Below are 18,912 nucleotides of genomic sequence, written 5' to 3' on the forward strand. Positions count from 1 at the left end.
GAGCAGAGCCACAGCAAGGAACAGAGCCACAGCAAGAGACAGAGCACCCGGTGAGAAGCGAGGCGATGACGATGAGGCAAGTGGCCGGCGCCGCGGATCCGGTGTTCCTGGACCGCACCGGCCGACGCCGGCGGCTGTTCGTGGCTGCGGGCTCGGGCGGCGGTCTCGTGCTGCTGATCGCCTCGGTGGCGCTGGTCGCCGGGTTCACCGGGACCGGACCGGGCTCGGTGCCGGGCTGGCCGGGCGGCACCGACGAGCTGCGCGTCGGCCGGCCGGACTCCGCGGTGTCGGTCCGTCCCCGGACGACCCGGCCGCCGGCGCCGACGACGGCTGCCGTGCGGCGCACCACCGCCCCGGCCGCGCTCGTGACCACGGTTCCGGCACCCGCCAGCGCGACGCCCAGCAGCACGCCCGCCGCGTCCGTGAATCCGCACCGGCGGGTGCCCACGCACACGCCGAATCCGCGCAAGAGCAAGGACAAATGACGGATGGGCAAACGGGTACGGCAGCCCGCTCCCCGCGCGCACTGGGCGCTGTTGGCCCTGCTCATGCTGGTGTTGCTGGCGGAGTTGTCGCTGAACGGGTACGTGAACCATGCCGGCGCGGAGGGCAGCGGCGAGCCCGCCGTCGCCAGCGCCGGTGGCCGGGTGCCGGCCGCCGTCCGCGACGGCGCGGCCGTGCAGCGCATCGCGGCTGACGGGGCGGTGAGCAGCCGGGCGATGCCGGCCAGGACCATCGCGCTGACCTTCGACGACGGACCCGATCCGGTCTGGACGCCCCGGATTCTCGCGGTGCTGGCCCGGCACGGCGCCCACGCGACGTTCTTCCAGGTGGGGTCCCGGGTCAACGAACATCCGGAGATCTCCCGTCAGGTCGTCGCGGCGGGCAGCGAGATCGGTTCGCACACGTTCAGCCACCTGACCACGGCCGGCGCCCCGGGCTGGCTGCTGGACGCCGAGCTGGCCCTGACCCGCAACGCCATCGCCGCCGCCACCGGCTACCGGCCGGTGCTGATGCGGCCGCCGTACTCCTCGGCACCGGACGCGGTCACCGGAGCCGACTTCACCGCGCTGCGGCGGATCGGCGCGCAGGGCTACCTGGTGGCGCTGACCGACCGCGACACCGAGGACTGGCGGCGCCCCGGCGTCGCGGCGATCGTGCGGGCGGCGCGGCCGGCACGCGATGCCGGTGCGGTAGTGATGCTGCACGACTCCGGAGGCGATCGGGCGCAGACGGTGGCCGCTCTGGACCAGATGATCCCGGCGATGCGGAGGCAGGGCTACCGGTTCGTCACGCTCTCCGAGGGGCTGGGGCTGCCGGCGGCGCCACGGGCCTCGGCCGGTGAGCGCTGGCGCGGGCACGCGCTGCGGCTGGCGCAGGTGTCCGGCGGCTGGCTGGCCCACGCGATGACGGTCCTGATGCTGATCGCGCTGGTGCTCGCCGCGATGCGCCTGCTCGTGCAGCTGTGGTGTGCTCGCGCGCACCTGCGCCGGGTTCGCGCGCTCGACGCTGAACCGCTGGTCGACCTCGGCCTGGTGTCGGTGATCGTGCCCGCCTACAACGAGGCCGCCAACATCGCCGGTACGGTGCGGTCGCTGCTCGCCAGCGACTATCCGCTGCTCGAGGTGATCGTCGTGGACGACGGCTCCAGCGACGACACCGCCGGCGTCGTGGAGCGGCTCAGGCTGCCCCGCGTCCGGGTGATCCGGCAGCGCAACGCCGGCAAGCCGGCCGCGCTGAACACCGGCGTCGGGTACGCCCGCGGCGACATCTTCATCATGGTGGACGGCGACACCGTCTTCGAGCGTGCTGCCGTCGGGCGGCTGATCCAGCCGATGCGGGACCCGGGTGTCGGCGCGGTGTCGGGCAACACCAAGGTCGCCAACCGCGGCGGGCTGCTGGGCCGCTGGCAGCACCTGGAATACGTGATCGGCTTCAACCTGGACCGGCGGATGTTCGACGTCGGCCGGTGCATGCCCACGGTGCCCGGCGCGATCGGGGCCTTCCGCCGGGCGGCCGTCCGTGATGTCGGCGGGGTCTCGCCGGACACCCTGGCGGAGGACACCGACTTCACCATGGCGGTGATCCGGGCCGGCTGGCGCGTGGCCTACCAGCCCAGCGCCGTCGCCTGGACCGAGGCGCCGGCGTCGCTGCGGCAACTGTGGCGCCAGCGCTACCGCTGGTGTTACGGCACCATGCAGGCGATGTGGAAGCACCGGCGGGCCCTGGCCCAGCGCGGCCCGGCGGGCCGGCTCGGCCGCCGCGGCCTCGGCTATCTGCTGGTCTTCCAGGTGCTGTTGCCGCTGAGTGCGCCCATGGTCGACGTGTACGGCCTCTACGGTCTCTTCTTCCTGCCGCTCGACAAGGTCGTCGCGGTCTGGGCCGGATTCACCGCGGTGCAGGTCGCGACCGCCGCCTACGCGCTGAAGCTCGACGGCGAGAGCTACGGCCCGTTGTGGAGCCTGCCGCTGCAGCAGATCGTGTATCGCCAGCTCATGTATCTGGTGGTGGTGCAGTCGGCGGTGATGGCCCTGCTCGGCGGGCGGCTGGGCTGGCAGCGGATGGTGCGGACCGGCGCCGCCACGGCACACGCCGCCGCGACGACGCCGGAACCGCTCCCGAGGCCGCACCCCGGGCAGCCGGCCGTGCGGTCCGCCCACTGGCCGATCAACTAGCCGGTGCGGGTCACCGGATCACTTCGACCCCCGCGAAGGTTCGCTTGCCCCGGCGCAGGACCAGGAAGCGGCCCCGCAGCAGGGCCGACTCCGGGACCTGCGCTTCCGGGTCGGTGAGGCGCTCGTTGTTCAGGTACGCGCCGCCCTCGGCGATCGTCCGGCGCGCCTCGCCCCCGCTCTTCACCAGCCCCGACGACTGCAACAGCGCCGTCACGGTCGGCAGCTCACCGCGTACCTCGGTCAACCCGGCCTCGGACAGCGCTGCCCGCAGCGTGTCCGCCGAGAGCTCCTCCAGGGATCCCCGGCCGAACAGCGCTTGGCTGGCCGTGACCGCCTGCTTCGCCTCTTCCTCGCCGTGCACCAGCGCGGTGATCTCGAAGGCCAGCTCGCGCTGCGCCAGCCGGGCCTGCGGCCGTTCGGCCGTGGCCTTCTCCAGCTCCTCGATCTGCTCGTGGCTCTTGAAGCTGAAGTAGCGCAGGTACAGCGGGATGTCCCGGTCGTCGGCATTGACCCAGAACTGGTAGAACGCGTACGGCGAGGTCATCGCCGGGTCGAGCCAGGTGGCGCCGCCCTCGCTCTTACCGAACTTGGTGCCGTCCGCCTTGAGGACCAGCGGGGTGGTGAACGCGTGCACCGGGCCTGCGCCGCGGCGGCGGACGAAGTCGACGCCCGCGGTGATGTTGCCCCACTGGTCGGAGCCGCCGAACTGCAGGGAGCAGCCGTGCCGCCGGTGCAGCTCGTGGTAGTCGTTGGCCTGCAGGAGCTGGTAGCTGAACTCGGTGAAGCTGATGCCGGTCTCCAGGCGATTTTTCACCACGTCACGGGCCAGCATCTTGTTGACCGGGAAGTGCTTGCCGACGTCGCGCAGGAAGTCGATCACCGACAGCTCGCCCGTCCAGTCCAGGTTGTTGACCATGGTGGCCGCGTTCGCCCCCTCGTAGGTGACGAACGGGGCGAGCTGGTCGCGGATGCGCAGCACCCAGCCGGCGGTCACCTCGCGGGGGTTGAGCACGCGTTCGGCCGATTTGCCGCCCGGGTCGCCGATCTGGCCCGTCGCGCCACCGACCAGCAACAGCGGGCGGTGCCCGGCCAGTTGCAGGCGGCGGGCCGTGACCACCTGCATGAGGTTGCCGACGTGCAGGGAGGCGGCGGTCGGGTCGAAGCCGACGTAGAACGTGATCGCACCGCCGTCGAGGTGTTTGCGCAGCTCATCGGGGTCGGTGGAGTCCTGGATCAGTCCGCGCCACTGCATGTCGTCAACGAGAGTCACCCCGAAATTGTCCCGCATCGGGCGGACGCGGGTACACCGGGTTTGGCGATGCCCCGCCGGCGCTCTCCCGCGAGAGCTGGGCAACGAGTCGCCTGGACAGGGAGGATGGCGGCATGACGCGCCTCGCACAGGTCGATCTGTCGGCCAAGCTTCCGAAGAAGGACGGCCTCGCGCGGCTCGAAGCCGCCCAGGAGCGCCTCCTGCGGCTCCGGCTGCTCCTGGGCGGCCAGCTCGGCGACCACAAGATCGGGCCGCCGCTCTGCGTGCTCTTCGAAGGCTGGGACGCCTCGGGCAAGGGCGGCGCCATCAAACGCCTCGTCGCGCCCCTCGACCCCCGGCACGTCCGCGTCTCCCAGTTCGCGGCGCCCACCTACGACGAGAAGAGGCACCATTTCCTCCAGCGGTTCTGGGCTGTCCTGCCCGGCTGGGGTGGCATGACCGTCCTCGACCGCTCCTGGTACGGCCGCGTCCTGGTCGAACGCGTCGAAGGCTTCGCCACCGCGAAACAGTGGACCCGCGCCTACGACGAGATCGTCGAGTTCGAGCGCACCCTCACCGCCGAGGGCATGATCCTGATCAAATTCTGGATGCACGTCTCCCCCGAGGAACAGCTGCGCCGTTTCGAGGACCGCGCCCAGGACCCGCTGCGCTCCTGGAAGCTCACCGACGAGGACTGGCGCAACCGCGACCACCGCGACGACTACGAGGACGCCGTCGAGGACATGGTCACCAGGACCGACAAGAAGCGGGCGCCCTGGAAGATCGTCGCCGGGGACAGCAAGCCCTACGCCCGGGTCGCCGTCGTCGAGCACGTCTGCCACACCCTCGAAACCAAGCTCACCGAGCGCGGCTACGACATCCACGACGCCGACTGACAGCATCCGACAGCCGGCGTGTCGGACCATGGATAGAGCCGTCCATCGATCTATATATCTGAATACATTCCGCTCTGCGGCCCTGGCGTCCGGCCCGGGCCCGACCAGAGGGGGATCCACATGCGACTCAGTCCACCGTTGGCCCGGCTGCGCTCGGCGGTCCTGATCGGCGGCGCAGCGCTGAGCCTGGCGATAGCGGGCATGGCCTCACCCGCGTCGGCCGCGCCCGGCACGGCGGCCGACCCGAACGCCGCCGTCGCCGACGACAAGGCACCGCCGAGTGGCGGGCATCTCCTGACGAACGCCGCAGGCGTCGATGGGGCCGGCGCCTCGGGCACCAAGGGCACCGGCGACCTCGCTCCCACCAAGTCGCCCGAGGTCGCCGCGAAACCGCCGGCCGGCGGCATCAATCAGACGGTGATCGGCACGGACAGCCGGACCCGGGTGAATCCGACCACGACGTACCCGACCAGCGCGATCGTGCAGATCGTCCGCACCGCCGGCAGCACCACCTTCGGCTGCACCGGATGGCTCTACGGCGCGAACATCATCGCGACCGCGGGCCACTGCGTGCATCCCGGCGGCGGCGCCGACGGCGGCGGGGGCAACGGCTTCTACCCGCGGGCCAACTACACGATCATCCCGGCCCGCAACGGCGGCACCAACCCGTTCGGCACCTGTACGGCCACCCAACTGCTGTCGGTCAACGGGTGGACCGCGAGCGGCAACGAGGGCAACGACTACGGCGCGATCCGGCTCAACTGCAACGCCGGCACCAGCACCGGCACGTTCGGCTTCTGGTGGCAGAGCGCCTCGCTGAACGGGACCGCCACGACCGTGTCCGGCTATCCGTGTGACAAGACCTTCGGCGAGCAGTGGCGCCATGCCGGCATGTCCGTCACCGCCACGCAGGCGCAGCAGGTCTTCTACCAGAACGACACGTTCGGTTGCCAGAGCGGCAGCCCGGTCTACCAGAACCGGGCCGCCGGCAGCTCGTTCTGCACCGGCCAGTGCGTGATGGCCATCCACGCGTACGGGCTGCACGGCTCGTCGCCGCATTCGACCGACAACCACGGCACCCGCATCACCGAGGCGGTCTTCAACAACCTGATCACCTGGCGCGGTTGACCGGCCGCGACATGCCCGGGTGGCCCGCCACCGGCGGGTCACCCGGAACCGGCCCGGCCGCCGGCCCGTCCAAACCGGGGTCAGCGCCGGCCACCCCGAAGGAGCACCTCGTGCGGACTCCACGCCCGATGACGATCGCCCTGCTCGCTGCGGTGCCACTCCTGCTCGGCGTGGGGCTGGTCCTGGCCGGCGGCGACCAGCCGGTCTCCGACACCGATCCGCCCGGGCCGCCGGCTGGGTCACCCGTCATGGGCACGATCGCCGGCGCCGTCGCCCGCCCGGACGGCAGCCCGGTCGCCGACGCCGGCGTGCTGGTCGCGTCGCTGGAGGACCCGGCCGTCGCGATCCCGGAGATCGGCGTGCGCACGGGCACCGACGGCCGCTACGAGTGGCGGCTGCGCGGCGGGCGCTACGAGGTGACCGCCGTCGCCGGCACCAGGCGGACGGCGGGGACCGCCACCGTCGTACCAGGTCAGACCGTCACCCTGGACCTGACCCTGCGCTGACCGCCGGCCGGGCGCGGATCACTCCGGCGGCGAATAGGCGGGCAGCCCCAGCACCTTGCGGATCGACGCCTGGACCTGCTCGACGGCCGGCCGGGCGTCGATGTCGTAGACGACCTCCTTGCGGCGGAAGAGCTCCAGCACCGGCCGGGTCTTCTCGTGGTAGTCGCGCAGCCGGCCGGCGAGCGCTTCCGGGGTGTCGTCCTCGCGGGTGATCAGCTCGGTGCGGCAGATGTCGCAGCGGCCCTCGACCTTGGGCCGGTCGGCGATGAGGTTGTAGTCCATGCCGCAGCCCGGGCAGAGCCGGCGGCTGAGCACCCGGCGGCGCACCTCGTCGTCGGGCAGTTCGAGGTGGATGACGCCGTCGATGTCGTAGCTCTCCATGAAGAACTCGGCCTGCCGGCCGTTGCGCGGGAAGCCGTCGATGATGAAGCCGAAGTTCCAGTCATGCTGATCCAGGCGGTCGCGGACCACGGACTCCACCATGTCGTCGCCGACCAGCTCGCCGGCGTTCACGGTGCGGCGCACCTGGGCGCCGAGCTTGGTGTGGTGCTGCACGTGCCAGCGGAAGACATCGCCGACGCTGATGTGCACCAGGTCGAGGTCGTCGCAGAGCAACTCGCTCTGGGTGCCCTTGCCGCTGCCCTGCACACCCATGATCACGTATTTGCGCATGGTGTCGTCCTCTCTCAGTCCGCGGCGCCCACGCGCAGCGGGCCCGGTGCCGGGCGTCCGTCGAGCCCGGCCGGGTCGATGCTCCACCCGTCGGCGACCCGCAGCACGTCCTGTTCGGATACGAGCACGGTGCTCTCCTCGTCGGCGAAGGTCGCGGGCAGCCCGGCGGAGCGTTCGGCCGGGTCGGGGTCGCCGTGCCAGGAGGTGACGTCGCCGGTCTGTCCCACGTAGCCGAAGGTGCGGACCAGCTCGCCGTCGACGGCCCGCTGCCAGCGGTGCGACTCGGTCACCCGGTGGGTGGCGAAGAACTGCACCTCGGTGCGCAGGCGCGCGGAGAGCTCGACGACGTCCACGATCGTGTCGGGGCGCAGCAGATAGCGGCCGGCCACGAGCACCCAGGACGTCTCCCGGGCGCCCGGCAGCGCGGGCGTCACCGCGACCCGGTCGTCGCTCAGGTGCGCCAGGTCGATGCCCGCGCGCCAGGACACCTCGCCGAGGTCGCGCAGGCCGAGGGCCGACAGCACCCGCTCCGGGTCGCCGTCGCGGACGGCCAACCACGCCTGCTTGCCGCCGAAACCGACCATGACGTCCGTATCCATGTGCACCACGCTAGTGGTCAACATGGGCCGGCCGCGCGTTATGCCCAGCCGTGATCGCGGCGCAGCACCCCGGCGACGCGGTCGAAGCGGGCCCGGTCGAGCACCGCGCCCTCCCGGCGGATGCCGTCCTCGTCGACCTCGAGAACCCGGTCGAGGCGGATCCAGCTGGGCCGCGAGTCGCGGTCCCACTCGCCGGGACCGAGGCCCAGCCAGTTGCGCTGGCCGTCGCGCTCGCTCTGGCTGGAGAGCATCAGGCCGAGCAGGATCCGGCCGCTGCGCCCCACCACGAGCACCGGCCGGTCCTTGCCCTGCGACGGGTCGTCCTCGTACTTCACCCAGGTCCACACGATCTCGCCCGGGTCGGCGTCGCCGTCGAGGTTCGGCGAATACTCGAGATGACGGCCGCGGCTCGCGGCCGGGACCTGCCGCGGGCCCGGGCGCGGGGTGCCCTGCGGGGCCGGGGCACGCCGGCCCGCGACGCGCCGCAGCGTGCCGGCGATGCCCTTGAGAAGTCTGCTCACCGGGGCACTGTAGCGGCCCGGGCGCCGGCCATTGCTCCTCGCGCGCCCGGCGGCACTCTTGCCGACAGCCCATCGATGACTGACACTAGGTCAAGAACGCTCCTCTGTGTAGTTCTCGCATTGCTCAGCGTGAGATTTGGAAAGGCGGAGGGTGCGTGATGGCCGACCTCGGCATGCATGACGGCGGCGGCTGATGCTGCTGCCGCGGACCGAGCACCTGCCGGCCCGCCCGGCCTGGGACTGCTCGGTGTGCGACCACCCCTGGCCCTGCGCGAACGCGAAGGCCGACCTCGCCGAACAGTACGAACGGTTCCCGGCCGGCCTGGCGATCTACATGGCGTCGGTGCTCTACGACGCCGTCGAGGACCTCACCGCCTCCGGCGAGCCGACCCCCGCCGATCTCTACGAACGCTTCCTGGCCTGGGTCGGCTGAGCGGGCCCGGCTTCTTATGTCTTCGTGTGTCGATCCTTAAGCGCACCTGAGGAGACGCCCACCCGGAGGCGGCGGGCCGCATAGTCGGTGGGCCGCCGTCCCCCACCCGGCAGCCCGCCGCGCCCGCGCGGCCGCAGCCCCCGATCCCCGAGGTGACCGTTCCCGTGCCGATGTCCGCTGCCCACCGAGTCCGGTACACCCTGGTGGCGGGAGCCACGGCGGTGGTGATCGGGGTGGGCTTCACGGTCGTCGGGCTCAACCGGCAGGCCGCTCCCCCGGCCACCCGTACCGCGGCGGACGTCCCGCTGGTCGTCGCCGAACCCGGCGGCGACCCGGGCGCCGGCACCGACCTGCTGCTGGACGACGCCGCGCCGGCCGCCCCGCCGAGCGCCGCGGCACCGTCCGCCCGGGCGACCAGCGCGACACCCGCGACGAAGGCCCCGGCCACCCGCAAGCCGAAGGTCACGCCGACCAAGCTCAAGGCCACCACCGCCGCACCCGCACCGAAGGCCAAGAGCGCCCCGACGACCAGCGGCTCGATCCTCACCCAGGTGCTCGCCCACATCAACGCGGCCCGCGCCGGGGAGGGCCTGGCGCCGCTGTCGCTGGACCAGAACCTGTCGAAGGCCGCGGCGCTGCACAACCAGCTGATGAGCGGCGACTGCGGCCTGGAGCACCGGTGCCCGGGCGAGGGCGACATCGGCGAGCGGTTCAGCGCCCAGGGCGTGCGGTGGAGTTCGGCGGGCGAGAACATCGGCTACGGCTGGGCGGGCGCCGCCGACGCCGCGATCGTCGGGGCGGCGAACGGGCTGTGCGACAGCATGCTCGCCGAGGTGCCGCCGGAGGACGGGCACCGGAAGAACCTGCTGAGCAAGAGCTTCGAGCGGATCGGCCTGAGCGTGGTCCGCGAGTCCAACGGCCAGGTCTGGCTGACCCAGGACTTCGTCGGATGACCGGCCGGTGGCCCAGCGGCCCGGGCCGGCGCCGGCGGCTGCGCGACATGTTCGGCCCGACGCGGCCGTTCGGCCCGAAGCGGCCCGGCGGCCAGTGCGGACCGGTCAAGCGCACCCGCCCGGCGGGCTCGCGACGCCCGGCCCGCTGACCACCGCGCCGCGGGTGCGCCCGGCATAGGCGCTACCGGCGGTGCTCGCGCACGCCGAGATGGGCAGCGGAGTTGCGGCGGCCGGTAATACTCGGCCGAAAGATCAGCAACGATGCCCGGCCTACCCGGCGCGCCCAGCGAAACGCCGTGCGTCACGGCCGGTCTCCGTCGTTCGACTGTCCACAGTGCACACTGGGCGGATCGGGCCGGCGGCATTCACCACGGGGGAAACACCATGCCGTCCATATCTCGTCGTGCCGCGCTGGGCCTGCTCGCGCTCGGCGCCGTCAGCACCTCCGGCGCCTGCTCCAGCACCAGCACCACCTCCAGCACCAACGCCACCGCCGCAGTTCGTCCCGCCCACAACGAGAAGGCCCACGACGAGAAGAAGGTGACCGGCCCGCTCGCCAACCCGATCGTCCGGGAGAACCTGCTCCAGGGCGACCGCGGGTGGCAGACCGCCGGCGCGCGGGCCTCGGATGACGTCACGCGCCAGATCCAGGGCTACGCGGCCCGGACCTCCGTCAACGTCGGTGGCTCGCTCGACTTCCACATCTCGGTGGCCGGGGACAAGGCGTTCACCGTCGCGGTGTACCGGCTGGGTCACTACGGCGGAGCGGGCGGCCGGCGGATGGTGACCAGCGACCGGCTCCAGGGCAGGGAGATGCCCGCGCCCTCCGTCGACGCCGACACGGGGCTGATCGCCTGCGACTGGCCCGTCGCCTGGACCCTGGCGGTCGCCGAGACCTGGACGTCGGGCTACTTCCTGGCAGTGTTCGAAACGGACGACGGCTACCGCAGCTGCACGCCGTTCGTGGTGCGTAACGATCAGCACAAGGCGGACTTCCTGGTCGTGGTGCCCTTCAGCACCTACCAGGCGTACAACCTCTGGCCCGCCGACGGCCGGACCGGGAAGAACCTCTACAAGGGCTATGTCAAACCCGACAAGCTCGGCGGAATCGACGATCGCGCGTTCCAGGTCTCGTTCGACCGCCCCTACTCGCGGGACGGGATGCCCACCTGGTCCGACCTGGACCTCGCCGCCGCCCGCTGGCTCGAAGCCGCCGGCTTCGACGTGGCCTACGCATCGAGCCTGGACCTGCACGAACGACCTGTCCCGCCGGGCCGGCACGCCGCGATGATCTTCCCGGGTCATGACGAATACTGGTCGCAGGCGATGCGGGACACCACGGAGCAGGCGGTCGACGACGGCACCCACCTGGCGTTCCTCGCGGCGAACAACATCTACTGGCACGTCCGCTTCGACGCCGCGCGGGACGGCCGCCCGAACCGGGTGGTGACCTGCTACAAGGACGCCCCCGACCCGCACGCGGACGAGCACGGGCCGACGAGGAACTGGCGGAAGCTCGGCGCGCGGCACAGCGAGGCCGAGCAGCGGCTGCTCGGCGTGCAGTACAACGGGATTCTGGCGAAGCCGGTGCCGATGGTCATCACGCAGACCCGGCACTGGTTCTGGGCGGGCACCGGGGCCCGGGCCGGCGACACGATCCCCGGGCTCGTGGCGGTCGAGGCCGACGGCTGGAACCCGAAGATCAAGATCTCCCGCGAGGCGAACCAGACGCTGCTGTCGAACACCCCGTACGAGGACCGGCTCGGTCGCGGGCGCCGCGTGCAGAACACGAGCCTCTATGAGACCGCCCGCGGCACGCTCGTCTTCGCCGCGGCGACGTTCCACTGGAACCTCGCGCTGATCGACTCCCCGTACACCGACGTACGGATCCAGCGGGCGACGAAGAACCTGCTCGTCCGCATGCTGGCCGACCCGAGAAGCAGCCCGCGGAACCGCTAGGGGTGTCTGGCGGATCATGGCGTCGCCTGCGGCGAGGTCCCGGTTTCGCGTCGCAAGGGGGCGGAAGGTCGGATACCGGTGGTGTATCCGGCCTTCCGGCCCGCGCCGCGAGGCGGAAGCTGGACCCGGCGAAGGCCGTCATGATCCGCCAGACACCCCGTGGACCGCGCCCGGGGACTGGCCGGAGTAGCGGCCGTTGGGCCGGAACCGGCTGGGCTCGTCCGCGTATTCCTCCAGGGCGTGTGCGATCCAGCCGGCCGTCCGGGCGACGGCGAAGATCGTCTCGCCCGCGTCCGCCGCCATGCCGTGCAGCAGGGCGAGAGCGGCGAGCGCGAAATCGATGTTCGGCGCGGCCCCGGAATGCCGCTCCATGGCCGCCGTCGCGTCGGCCATGGCAGCCCGGACCGCCCGCTGGCCTTCGGCGACCGGCGGCTCCGCCAGCATGCCGAGCAGGACGGCCGCGCGTGGGTCGCCGGCCGGGTAGAGCGGGTGCCCGAAGCCCGCCAGCCAGCCGTCGGCGCGCAGCCGGTCGGCGATGGCGCCGACCGCGTCCCGGGAGCGCATCACCTCGGTCAGCAGCCCGAACACGATGTCGCTGGCCGCGCCGTGCAGCGGGCCGTCGAGCGCGGCCAGGCCGGCCTGGATGACCGCGTACGGATGCGCCCGGGTGGAGGCCGCCACCCGGGCCGCGAAGGTGGAGGCCGCGAGGTCGTGGTCGGCGAGCAGCACGAGCGCCGCGTTCAGGGCGGCGACGCCGGCCGCAGTGGGCGCGCGATCGGTGAGGCGGCACCACAACGCGTCGGCGAGGGCCTGCCCTCGCGGAGGGTGCGCTCGCACGGGCAGCGCCGCGACCATGGTGCCGAGGATCGTGCGGCCGCGGGCGATGACCGCGGCCGGCGTGGTGTCGAAGCGCAGCCGGTCCACGGCGGCGATCGCGGCCACCGTGACCCTGAGCCGGTCGGTCGACCGGGCGCCGGCCGGCAGCGGCACCGTCACGGCCTCGGCCAGCGCCCGCAGCTCAGGGTCGGGCTCCACCGGGACATGCGCCAGCCTGGAAGTCCACAGGAGAGTGACGACCGACTCGAAGGACGCCGTCCCGGCGAGCACCCGCGCGTTGTGGCCGCGGTAGAACAGCTCGTCCCCGGTGATCAGCGTGATGCCGGTGTGGATGGCCGGCGCGTCCGGCACCGCGCCCGGCCGCTTGCGCCGGGCCACGAAGGCGGCGACGTCGGGCTCGGCGAACAGGCTCTCCTTGCCGTCGGCGTTGCGGCGGCTGCCGAGGAGCCCGCGGCTGACGTACGCGTAGACCGTCGCCTTCTTGACGCCGAGCCGGCGCGCCACCTCTTCCGTCGTCAGCAACCGCTCCGCGCTCATGTGGTCATCTTCTCATGTTGACTGAATCAATGTTGACATGAGGATTGTCGGGCCCGACATTGAAGCGATGCTGACCGTGAAACCAGGGCTTGCCGACGTCATCGCGTTCGACACCCGGATCGCCGAGCCCGACCGCACCGGCGGATCCCTGCGCTATCGCGGGGTCGACATCGCCAGGCTGGTCGAACGGGCGAGTTTCGCCGACGTCTGGGGCCTGCTGGTCGACGGCGACTTCGCCCGGGCGCTGCCCCCGGCGGAGCCGTTCGCCACCCCGGTCCACTCCGGGGCCGTCCGGGTCGATCTCCAGGCGGCGACGGCCGTGCTCGCCCCGCGCTGGGGCCTGCGGCCCCTGATCGACATCGATGACGAGCAGGCGCGGGAGGATCTCGCCCGGGCGTCGGCCACGATGCTGTCGTTCGTGGCCCAGTCCGCCCGCGGGATGGCGCTGCCGGCCGTGCCGCAGCGCCGGATCGACGAGGGCCGGACCGCCGCCGAGCAGTTCATGATCCGGTGGCTGGGCGAGCCGGATCCGCGCCGCGTCGCGGCCGTCGACCGATACTGGGTCTGCGCGGCGGAGCACGGCATGAACGCCTCGACGTTCACCGCCCGGGTGGTCGCCAGCACCGGGGCCGACGTGGCCGCGTGCCTGTCCGCGGCGGTCGCCTCCCTCTCCGGGCCACTGCACGGCGGCGCCCCGTCCCGGGCGCTCGGCATGGTCGAGGCCGTGGAGCAGCGCGGCGACGCCCGCGGGTACGTGCGGGAGGTGCTGGACAGCGGCAAGCGCCTGATGGGCTTCGGCCATCCCGTCTACCGGGCCGAGGACCCCCGGGCCCGGATCCTGCGGGCGGCCGCCCGGGATCTCGGCGCGCCACGGTACGAGGTCGCGCTGGCCCTGGAGAACGCCGCGCTGGCCGAACTGCGGGAACGAAAGCCGGAGCGGGTCCTCGAGACGAACGTCGAATACTGGGCCGCGATCGTGCTGGACTTCGCCGGCGTACCGGCGGATCTCTTCACGCCGCTGTTCGCCTGCGCCCGCACGGCCGGCTGGAGTGCGCACATCATCGAGCAGAAGCGGCTCGGAAAGATCATCCGGCCGTCGGCCGACTATGTCGGCGAGGCCGACCGGGAGCCGTCCTCGCTCGCCGGCTGGGACCGCCTCGGCGCCACCCACTAGCGTACGGCGGGTGGACGACTACTCCTGGCTGCGGATTCCCGCCTCCGAGGTCGACCGGGCGGCGCGGGAACTGCTCGGGTGGCGGCTCACCGCGAACGGGGTCTCCGTCCGGCTCACCGAGGTCGAGGCGTACAGCGGGCTCGGCCGGGATCCGGCCAGCCACGCGCACCGCGGGGTGACCGGCCGCAACGAGGTCATGTTCGGTCCCGCCGGGATGCTGTACGTCTACCAGATCTACGGCATGCACTTCTGCGCGAACGTGGTGTGCGGCGAGGCGGGCATGGCCGCGGCGGTGCTGCTGCGGGCCGGAGAGGTCGTCGACGGGCTGGAGTCCGCTCGGTCGCGGCGCCCCGCCGCCCGTACGGATCGGGATCTGGCCGCCGGGCCGGCCAAGCTGATGCAGGTGCTCGCGCTGGACCGGCGGGCCAATGCGACCTCCGTCGTGAACGGCACCGGACCGTTGACCATCGCACCGCCGTCGGAACCGGTGCCGGCCGAACTCGTCGAGGCCGGGCCGCGGGTCGGCGTGACCGCCGCGCACGACGTTGCGTGGCGGTTCTGGATCAAGGGAGACCCGACGGTCAGCGGCTACCGGCGGCACACGCCCCGACGCCGCGCGCCGTCCTGAGGCATCGGTCGGTTCACCAAGATCGCAACGCGGCAAATCGGGTGTTCCGGCCCGGCCTGCCCGGCCGGGAACTAGCGTTTCTGCTGGTGATCTCGCGTCGGATGTTGCTGCTGCTCGACGTCATGTGTGTGGCCGGCGTCGGGTGGGCCGGCGTGCTCATCGGCGCCCTGCTCGGTGGGATTCGGCTGGTGCCGACCGCCGTCGCCGTGGTGGTCGCGCTGGTGCTCGTGCTGCCCGGGTTCATCGCCGGGGTCGTCACCAACCGGCGGATCGTGCGGGGCCGCCAGCCGCAGAGCGGGTGGGTCCGGTCCGTCTGGGCGCCGCCCGACCTGCCGCGGTGGGGGCTCGTGCTCACCGGCCTGGCCTTCTTCGCCTTCTGGTTCGCCGGCCTCAGCGCCATCGCCGGAATGAGCGAGCAACCGCCGGCCGGGGACAGCGCCGCCGGGCGGCGGCAGGTCGACCATCAGCAGCGGTTCGCGCTCGGGGTGCTCGGCGGGATCGGCACCGGGGGGACCGCGCTGGCCGCCGCTTCGCTGGCGCGCGGACGGCGCACCGCACGCACCGGCTGAGGGGTGTTTCCTCCGGGGAAGCAGTGCAAAGCAGCGAGGTGCTTCCTCCGGGGAAGCAGTGCAAGGCAGCGAGGTGCTTCCTCCAGGGAAGCAGTGCAAAGCACCGAGGTGCTTCCTCCAGGGAAGCAGTGCAAAGCAGCAAGGCGTTTCCTCCAGGGAAGCAGTGCAAAGCAGCGGTGGAGGGCACCATCACCGGCGCCGAGCGGGAGATGACAGCGCGGCCGGCGGACAGCACTCGCCGCCGAGCGGGAGATGACAGCGCGGTAATGGGACAGTTTCTTTATTGACAACTAGTTATATCTGCGTGCTTCTATAGGCTGCACGCAGTTGACATCGTTGTCACCCGAAGGGACGGCTACCCCCATGCTCCGTACCCTCGCCACGGCGGTCATCCTCGCCGCCGCGGTTCTCTCGGCACCGCCGGCCGCGCATGCGGCCGTGGATCCGGACCTCACCTCCTACGTCAATCCGTTCGTCGGCACCGACGACAGCAACTCCCCCAACCCCGTCGGCGGCGGAGCCGGCGGCAGCACCTTCCCCGGCGCCACCGTGCCGTTCGGGATGGTGCAGTTCAGCCCGGACACCCCCACCGCCTCCCCGTCGGGCTACCGCGACCGGGACCGCACGATCGAGTCGTTCAGCCTCACCCACTTCAACGGCGCCGGCTGCCCCAACAACGAGGACATCCCGATCCTGCCGGTGACCGGCGCGCTCGGCGCCTCCCCCGGCTCGAGCTGGACCAGCTACGCGTCCGCCTACACCAAGACCAACGAGAGCGCCGCGCCCGGCTACTACCGCAACCGGCTCGACCGGTACGGCGTGGACGCCGAGCTCAGCGCCACCAAGCGCACCGGCGCGCTGAAGCTGACCTACCCGGCGAGCACCACCGCCCGGGTGCTGATCAACGCCAGCCGCTCGGCCACCGGCGACCGCGACGGCAACGTCACCATCACCGGCAACCGGGTCTGGGGCGAGCACACCGCCGGCGGCTTCTGCGGCGGCAAGACGTTCAAGATGTACTACTCGATACTGTTCGACCGCGCGCCCACCGGCTTCGGCACCTTCAAGGCCGGCACGGTGACCGCCGGCTCGGCGACCACGAGCGGCACCAGCACCGGCGCCTACGTCACCTTCGACACCACCGCGAATCCGGTCGTCACCGCGACCGTCGGCATCTCCTTCGTCAGCGTGGCCAACGCGCAGAACAACGCCACCGCCGAGGCGGCTCCCTTCGCGACCGTGCGCGCCGACGCCGGCGCCGCCTGGAACGCGGCGCTGAACCGGGTGCAGGCCACCGGGGGCGCCGACAGCGATCTGCGGAAGTTCTACACCGCGCTGTATCACGTGCTGCAGAACCCGAACCTGGCCAGCGACACCAACGGCGAATACCGCGGCTTCGACAACGCCGTGCACACCGCCGCGCATCCGGTCTATCAGAACTACTCCGGCTGGGACATCTACCGGTCCTGGGCGGCGCTGGTCGCGCTGATCGCCCCGGACGTGATGAGCGACATCATGAAGTCGATGGTGCTGGACGGCCAGCAGGGCGGGCTGCTGCCCAAGTGGTCACACCAGACCGTCGAGGACTTCGTCATGCCCGGCGACCCCGGGCCGATCATCGTGGCCAGCGCCTACGCGTTCGGCGTGCGCGGCTTCGACACGGCGGCCGCGCTGGCGTTGATGAAGAAGAGCGGCAGCGGCGGCTCGACCCAGGGCGTGGTGCTGCGCGGCAACCAGGCCACCTACCAGGCCAACCACTTCATCCCCGGCAACCCGTCGGAGACCCTGGAGTACGCGGCCAGCGACTTCGCCATCGCGCAGTTCGCCGGCGCGCTCGGCGACAGCGCCGCGCACGACACCTACGCGACCCGCTCGCAGTACTGGCGCAGCCTGTTCAACGGCGAATCGTCCTATCTGCACACCCGCGACGGCGGCGGGGCCTGGTCGGCGGCGCTCAACCCGGCGCAGGAGAGCCCGTACGTCGAGGGCAACGCCGCCCAGTACACCTGGATGGTCCCGCACAACATGGGCGCGCTGATCACCCTGATGGGCGGCCCCGGCACCGCGGTGCAGCGCCTGGACCACCACTTCACCGAGCTCAACGGCGGGCTGAGCCGGCCGTACTTCTACATCGGCAACGAGCCCGAGCACAACGTGCCGTGGACCTACAACGCCGCCCGCAAGCCGGCCGGCGCCAGCGACGCGGTGCGCCGGGTGATGGCCGAGTCGTTCACCACCGGCGCCGGCGGCCTGCCCGGCAACGACGACCTGGGTGCCACCTCCGCCTGGTACGTCTGGTCGGCGCTGGGCCTCTACCCGGTCACGCCCGGCGCGGACACCCTGGCCGTGCACGGCGCGCTGTTCCCCAGCGTGGTCATCCGGCGCGGCCCGGGCGACATCACCATCACCGGCGGCAGCGCGGCCGACCGCTACGTGCAGTCGCTGTCCGTCGACGGGGTCACGACCAGCCACAACTACCTGCGGTACGGCGACGTCGCGGACGGCGGGACCGTCGCCTTCACCATGGGCGGCAGTCCGTCGAGTTGGGGCACGGGCGCTGCGGACGTACCCCCGAGCTTCGCCGACGGGGCGACCCAGCCGCCCGCGGAACCGGATCTCGGGCCGAACCTGGCCCTGGGCCGGCCGGCGACCGGCTCCGCGGCGTGCGCCGCGAGCGAGAGCGCCGGCAAGGCGGTCGACGGCGCGCTCGCGGGCAACAGCAAATGGTGTACGGGCACCGCGCCGCGGCAGCTGCAGGTGGACCTCGGCTCGGCGCGCACGGTGTCGTCGTTCGTCGTCAAGCACGCCGGCCTGGGCGGCGAGAACACCACCTGGAACACCGGCGCCTTCACGATCGCGACCAGCACCGACGGCACCACCTTCACGCCCGCGGTGACCGTCACCGGCTCGAAGAGCAGCCGGACCTACACCCCGATCGTGGCGCGCAGCGCGCGCTACGTGCGGTTCGAGACCAGCCAGCCGGCCGGCGACAGCAGCGGGGCGGCCCGGATCTACGAGCTTGAGGTGTACGGCGGCAGCAGCGCCCCCGCCGACCTGGCGCTGAACCGCCCGGCCACCGCGGATTCGTCCTGCGGCGCCGCCGAGGGCCCGGCCAAGGCGTTCAACGGCAGTTGGCTGGGCGGCTGGACCGACAAGTGGTGCTCGCAGGGCGCGAGCAAGTGGGTGCAGGCCGACCTGGGCAGTCGGCAGCGCGTCGGTGCGGTGCTGATCCGGCACGCGGGCGCCGGCGGCGAATACCCGGCCTGGAACACCCGCGACTTCGACGTCCAGACCTCCGACGACGGGTCGGCGTGGACGACCAGGGCGCAGGTGCGCGGCAACACCGCGGACTCCACCACGACGGCGGTCGGCGTCGACGCCCGCTACGTCCGGGTGGCGGTGCTGACCCCGACCTCGGACGGCACCACCGCGGCACGCGTCTACGAGGTGCTCGTCACCTCGTAGCCGAGCCCCCGGGGCGGGCGTCGGGTCCCGCGACGCCCGCCCCGGACCGGACAGCGTGAGGACTGCCACGAACATTGCCCCCGTCCCGGGCCGTGGCGTCCGGCCGTCCTG

The 18,912-nt window shown here is 72.3% G+C and carries 18 protein-coding genes; 13 read left to right on the top strand and 5 right to left on the bottom strand.

The window, feature by feature from the left end:
* The first annotated feature begins 65 nt into the window (after positions 1-65).
* On the top strand, positions 66-485 hold the full coding sequence (locus DMB66_RS36715) for a hypothetical protein (RefSeq protein WP_125808728.1): 420 nt from the start codon (positions 66-68) through the stop codon (positions 483-485).
* A 3-nt stretch (positions 486-488) separates the two neighbouring features.
* Positions 489-2,675, top strand: coding sequence for a bifunctional polysaccharide deacetylase/glycosyltransferase family 2 protein (locus DMB66_RS36720; RefSeq protein ID WP_125808729.1), 2,187 nt, complete (start codon positions 489-491; stop codon positions 2,673-2,675).
* 10 nt (positions 2,676-2,685) lie between these two features.
* On the opposite strand, the gene tyrS is transcribed toward DMB66_RS36720, so the two are convergent.
* Positions 2,686-3,927, bottom strand: coding sequence for a tyrosine--tRNA ligase (tyrS, locus tag DMB66_RS36725; RefSeq protein WP_233625103.1), 1,242 nt, complete (start codon positions 3,925-3,927; stop codon positions 2,686-2,688).
* Positions 3,928-4,058: 131 nt separating this feature from the next.
* Between tyrS and DMB66_RS36730 the strand changes: the two genes are divergently transcribed.
* The 3 genes from DMB66_RS36730 (at position 4,059) to DMB66_RS36740 (ending at position 6,454) form a co-directional block, all read left to right on the top strand.
* Positions 4,059-4,820 (top strand): polyphosphate kinase 2 family protein, encoded by a 762-nt coding sequence (locus DMB66_RS36730; RefSeq protein WP_125808731.1) that lies wholly within the window; start codon positions 4,059-4,061, stop codon positions 4,818-4,820.
* Positions 4,821-4,940: 120 nt separating this feature from the next.
* Positions 4,941-5,948 (top strand): serine protease, encoded by a 1,008-nt coding sequence (locus tag DMB66_RS36735; RefSeq protein ID WP_125808732.1) that lies wholly within the window; start codon positions 4,941-4,943, stop codon positions 5,946-5,948.
* 110 nt (positions 5,949-6,058) lie between these two features.
* Positions 6,059-6,454, top strand: a complete 396-nt coding sequence (locus tag DMB66_RS36740) for a carboxypeptidase-like regulatory domain-containing protein (RefSeq protein ID WP_125808733.1) — start codon at positions 6,059-6,061, stop codon at positions 6,452-6,454.
* An 18-nt stretch (positions 6,455-6,472) separates the two neighbouring features.
* Here DMB66_RS36740 and DMB66_RS36745 read toward each other — a convergent pair whose 3' ends face one another.
* Genes DMB66_RS36745 through DMB66_RS36755 form a run of 3 tightly spaced genes read right to left on the bottom strand, consistent with a single transcriptional unit; the run spans position 6,473 to position 8,246 of the window.
* On the bottom strand, positions 6,473-7,126 hold the full coding sequence (locus tag DMB66_RS36745) for a nucleoside monophosphate kinase (RefSeq protein WP_125808734.1): 654 nt from the start codon (positions 7,124-7,126) through the stop codon (positions 6,473-6,475).
* Positions 7,127-7,140: 14 nt separating this feature from the next.
* The gene (locus tag DMB66_RS36750) at positions 7,141-7,725 is read right to left on the bottom strand and encodes a hypothetical protein (RefSeq protein WP_125808735.1); all 585 of its coding nucleotides are present in this window, start codon (positions 7,723-7,725) and stop codon (positions 7,141-7,143) included.
* Positions 7,726-7,763: 38 nt separating this feature from the next.
* Positions 7,764-8,246 (bottom strand): type II toxin-antitoxin system PemK/MazF family toxin, encoded by a 483-nt coding sequence (locus DMB66_RS36755; RefSeq protein ID WP_125808736.1) that lies wholly within the window; start codon positions 8,244-8,246, stop codon positions 7,764-7,766.
* A 193-nt stretch (positions 8,247-8,439) separates the two neighbouring features.
* On the opposite strand from DMB66_RS36755, the gene DMB66_RS36760 reads away from it, so the two are divergent.
* The 4 genes from DMB66_RS36760 to DMB66_RS36770 all read left to right on the top strand — a co-directional run bounded on the left by DMB66_RS36760 (position 8,440) and on the right by DMB66_RS36770 (position 11,591).
* Positions 8,440-8,679 (top strand): hypothetical protein, encoded by a 240-nt coding sequence (locus DMB66_RS36760; protein WP_125808737.1) that lies wholly within the window; start codon positions 8,440-8,442, stop codon positions 8,677-8,679.
* A gap of 152 nt (positions 8,680-8,831) precedes the next feature.
* Positions 8,832-9,632, top strand: coding sequence for a CAP domain-containing protein (locus DMB66_RS36765; protein ID WP_233625099.1), 801 nt, complete (start codon positions 8,832-8,834; stop codon positions 9,630-9,632).
* Positions 9,629-9,781, top strand: a complete 153-nt coding sequence (locus DMB66_RS61620) for a hypothetical protein (RefSeq protein WP_158647492.1) — start codon at positions 9,629-9,631, stop codon at positions 9,779-9,781. The genes DMB66_RS36765 and DMB66_RS61620 overlap by 4 nt, the downstream gene beginning before the upstream one ends.
* A gap of 235 nt (positions 9,782-10,016) precedes the next feature.
* Positions 10,017-11,591 carry a N,N-dimethylformamidase beta subunit family domain-containing protein gene (locus tag DMB66_RS36770; RefSeq protein ID WP_125808738.1) on the top strand — a complete coding sequence of 525 codons (1,575 nt, stop codon included), beginning with the start codon at positions 10,017-10,019 and terminating at the stop codon, positions 11,589-11,591.
* 138 nt (positions 11,592-11,729) lie between these two features.
* Here DMB66_RS36770 and DMB66_RS36775 read toward each other — a convergent pair whose 3' ends face one another.
* Positions 11,730-12,965 carry a citrate synthase gene (locus DMB66_RS36775; RefSeq protein WP_125808739.1) on the bottom strand — a complete coding sequence of 412 codons (1,236 nt, stop codon included), beginning with the start codon at positions 12,963-12,965 and terminating at the stop codon, positions 11,730-11,732.
* 67 nt (positions 12,966-13,032) lie between these two features.
* Here DMB66_RS36775 and DMB66_RS36780 point away from each other — a divergent pair, with 67 nt between their 5' ends.
* The 4 genes from DMB66_RS36780 (at position 13,033) to DMB66_RS36795 (ending at position 18,801) form a co-directional block, all read left to right on the top strand.
* Positions 13,033-14,139, top strand: a complete 1,107-nt coding sequence (locus DMB66_RS36780) for a citrate synthase 2 (protein WP_125808740.1) — start codon at positions 13,033-13,035, stop codon at positions 14,137-14,139.
* Between the two features lie 10 nt (positions 14,140-14,149).
* Positions 14,150-14,767: a DNA-3-methyladenine glycosylase gene (locus DMB66_RS36785; RefSeq protein WP_233625100.1), complete on the top strand. Its 618-nt coding sequence runs from the start codon at positions 14,150-14,152 to the stop codon at positions 14,765-14,767.
* 86 nt (positions 14,768-14,853) lie between these two features.
* Complete coding sequence (locus DMB66_RS36790; protein WP_125808742.1) at positions 14,854-15,336, top strand: hypothetical protein; 483 nt, start codon at positions 14,854-14,856, stop codon at positions 15,334-15,336.
* A 363-nt stretch (positions 15,337-15,699) separates the two neighbouring features.
* Positions 15,700-18,801, top strand: coding sequence for a GH92 family glycosyl hydrolase (locus DMB66_RS36795; RefSeq protein ID WP_125808743.1), 3,102 nt, complete (start codon positions 15,700-15,702; stop codon positions 18,799-18,801).
* The last annotated feature ends 111 nt before the right edge of the window (positions 18,802-18,912 follow it).

It is taken from the genome of Actinoplanes sp. ATCC 53533 (assembly GCF_003947245.1).